Below are 1,437 nucleotides of genomic sequence, written 5' to 3'. Positions count from 1 at the left end.
CACCCGCAGCACCGTCTGGGCGACACTCAGCTCGTACTCGCGCGGCTTGAGCTCGTAGTCCACGAACGTGCCGGTGATGGCCGGCTCGCCGACGTGGCCCGAGGTCACCGCGATGTCCGCCTCGCCCCGCTTGTTGGCGGGGGGCGCGGGCCGGGACGCGAAGCCCGCGACGTGCGCGCGCAGCGCGTCGGAACGATCGGCGATCGCCTCGAACGCCTGCCGGCTGAGCGTCAGCACCGCGCAGCGGGTCACGGCCCGGACGGTGAAGGCCCAGGTGCCGTCGGGCTCCAGGGGAACCTTCTCACCGAAGTAGTCGCCGTCGGCGAGGGTGCCGAGCGCGGTCTCGTCCCCGTACTTGCCGGTGCCGGTCTTGGCGAGCTTGCCGTGCGCGATGAGGAAGATCTGATCGGCGGGCTGCCCCGCCTCCACGAGCGCGTCGCCCGGGGCGTACTCCCGCTGCACGAAGGCGTCCGCCAGGGCCTCCAGGACGTCGGCGTCCTCGAAGCCGCGCAGGACGGGCAGCTCGCCCAGCTCCGGCGGGATGACCCGGATGTCGGCGCCGGTGGAGATGAACTCCACCCGGCCGTCCCCGACGGTGTAGGTGAGCCGCCGGTTGACCCGGTAGGTGCCGGCCGAGACCTGCACCCAGGGCAGGACGCGCAGCAGCCAGCGCGAGGAGATCCCCTGCATCTGGGGGACGGACTTGGTGGTCGTCGCGAGCTGGCGTGCCGCGCCGGTGCCCAGGCTCAGCTGTGCCTGAGCGGCCTGCTCGGTGTTCTCCGGCTCCACTGACGTGGTCATATGTGGTGATCACCCATCTGTGTGAATCAGGCTGTGAAACGTGATGCGGAGCACCCCGGAGAGCCGGACGGCGGCTGTGCCCAGACCGATGGGCCCGCCCGGCTGTCGGGGTGCCGATCCTCTTCACGCGCTCATACGGGAAGAGGCTTCGACGGAATTCCTCAGTGCCCGATCTCGACGTTCTCGAGGATTCCGAGGGCATCGGGCACCAGGACCGCCGCCGAGTAGTAGGCGCTCACCAGATAGGACATGATGGCCTTTTCGCTGATGCCCATGAAGCGCACCGAAAGGCTCGGCTGGTATTCATCGGGAATTCCCGTGCGGTGGAGGCCGATGACGCCCTGGGACTCCTCACCGGTGCGCATCAGCAGAACCGAGCTGACACCCGTCTCCGTGATCGGGATCTTGTTGCAGGGGTAGATGGGGACGCCCCGCCAGGCCGGCAGGGAGTGCCCGCCCACCTGGGCGCTGTCCGGGTAGACGCCCCGGCGGTTGAACTCCCGGGCGATCGCCGCGATGGTGCGCGGGTGGGCCAGCAGGAAGCCCGGGTCCTTCCAGACCGTCGCCAGCAGTTCGTCGAGGTCGTCGGGGGTGGGCGGTCCGCTGCGGGTGTGGATGCGCTGGCCGAGGTCGGCG

General features: G+C 70.1%; 1 protein-coding gene and 1 pseudogene. Both read right to left on the bottom strand.

The annotated features are described in order from the left end of the window. Positions 1 to 801, bottom strand: an 801-nt coding sequence (locus ACX9I7_RS32585; RefSeq protein ID WP_459389397.1) for a cyclic nucleotide-binding domain-containing protein, incomplete at its 3' end; no start/stop codon positions are given. 161 nt (positions 802 to 962) lie between these two features. Further along, positions 963 to 1,437 (bottom strand): annotated as a pseudogene (locus ACX9I7_RS32580) (Crp/Fnr family transcriptional regulator); the annotation flags it as partial.

It is taken from the genome of Streptomyces sp. L500 (assembly GCF_054551825.1).
The sequence above is the reverse complement of the archived record's forward strand: the minus strand, read 5'-3'. Positions and strand labels throughout refer to the sequence as shown.